This window comes from Actinoplanes sp. ATCC 53533 (assembly GCF_003947245.1).
In genome coordinates this window covers 1-1,331 of the sequence record NZ_QHHV01000489.1, presented here as the reverse complement: position 1 = coordinate 1,331, position 1,331 = coordinate 1, and the positions used below count along the sequence as shown (strand labels likewise).

The window sequence follows — 1,331 nt, the reverse complement described above, 5'->3', positions numbered from 1 at the left end:
AGTCTGCGGCCCAGGTGCGAGGATCTCTCGCGCAGCTGGCACAGCGGCTGGGCATGCCGGTCGGGCAGGACATGAAGCAGACGACCGCGCTCGTGCTGGAGGCCCTGTCCGCGAGTCCGTTCCGGTGGCTGCTCGTGTACGACAACGCGGAAGGCCCGGAGGTGTTGACGGACCTCGTCCCGTCCACCGGTGTCGGGCACGTCATCGTCACGTCCCGCAACAACGCGGTTTGGTCCGCGCGGGGAAACGCGATCGAGGTCGACGTCTTCGAGCGGTCCGAGAGCATCCAGCTGCTACGCCGCCACGGCCGCAGCATCGGCCACGGCGACGCCGACAAGCTGGCGGACAAGCTGGGCGACCTGCCGCTGGCCCTGGAACAGGCGGCGATCTGGCATGCCACCACGGGCATGCCCGTCTCGGAATATCTCGAGCTCTTTGACGCCAACATCGCCGAGCTCCTCTCCGAAGGCAAGCCGCTCGACTATCCACAGACCATCTACGCCTTCCTGAAGCTCGCCGTGCACCGGCTGCGCGAGGAGTTGCCAGCGGCTGCCGAACTGCTCGAGCTGTTCGCCTTCCTCGGTCCCGACCCGGTCTCCGTCACGCTGCTGCGGGCCGGCCGTGGCGGTGGCCTGAGCGAAGAGCTCAGGGCCGCCCTCAACCGTCCGATCGAGCTGAACCGGGCCATTCGAGAGGTCCGGCGCTTCGGTCTCGCGCGAGTCGACGAGGGCCAGCGGATCCAGGTTCACCGCCTGATCCAGCGGGTGCTCAAGGAGGAACTGATTGGGCCACGCTTGGAGCAGAGCCGCGACAACGCGCAGCGACTGCTCGCCGCCGCGAATCCCGGCTACCCCGACGAGCAGAGCAACTGGCCCGTGCACGCCGAGGTCGCCGCGCACGTCGACGCCGCCCAGCTGGTCGAGGCGACCGATGACGCCGCGCGCATGGTGGTGGTCGACCAGATCCGCTACTACTTCGTCATCGGCGACTACGAGGCGAGCCGGCACCTCGGCGAGATCGTTGTCGACAGGTGGACGAAGAGCGACGAGCCCGGCAGCCCGGGCCCGGACCACGAGCTGACCCTGATCGCCCAGCGGCATCTGGCGAACGCATACCGGTTGCTCGGCCAGACCAGCAAGGCCCGGAGGCTGGACACCGACACCTTCGAACGGCTGCGGCGTGACCCCCGCTTCGGCGAGGATCACGAGCACACCCTCTACACCGCCAACAACCTCGGCGTCGACCTCCGCCTCGAGGGCCTGCTCGCCGACGCCCTTCAGGTGGAGGAGGACAACGTCGCACGGCACATGCGAGTCCTGGGTGCCGACGAC

The 1,331-nt window shown here is 68.6% G+C and carries 1 protein-coding gene; it reads left to right on the top strand.

The window, feature by feature from the left end; translation table 11 throughout:
* Positions 1–14: 14 nt before the first annotated feature.
* Positions 15–1,331 (top strand): FxSxx-COOH system tetratricopeptide repeat protein (gene fxsT, locus DMB66_RS59430; RefSeq protein WP_148112955.1); only part of this gene is annotated, 1,317 nt, incomplete at its 3' end.